1 pseudogene is annotated in these 205 nt (G+C 74.6%); it reads left to right on the top strand.

Features of this window, described 5'->3' with window-relative positions:
• A pseudogene (locus VTU_RS26255) lies at positions 1-205 on the top strand (FGGY family carbohydrate kinase); the annotation flags it as partial.

The following is a 205-nucleotide window of genomic DNA, read 5'->3' as shown; positions in this document are numbered from 1 at the left end:
CTCAGCTGCACCGGCCATGGCGCCGGCCTCTACGCACTCGACGCGCGCCACCGGCTGCTGCGCGCGCGTGCCGTCGCGTCGATCGACCAGCGCGCCAGCGCGCGGGCACGTGCGCTGGCGCAGCAACTGGGCGCGCAGTTGTTCGAGGAAGTCGGCTGCCGGCCGTGGTCGGGGCAACCCACGCTGATCGCCGCGGAACTGCTCG

Source organism: Verminephrobacter aporrectodeae subsp. tuberculatae At4 (genome assembly GCF_000193225.1).
In the GTDB taxonomy this organism is placed as follows: Bacteria; Pseudomonadota; Gammaproteobacteria; order Burkholderiales; family Burkholderiaceae_C; genus Acidovorax; species Acidovorax aporrectodeae.
This window is presented reverse-complemented; position numbering and strand designations above follow the sequence as displayed.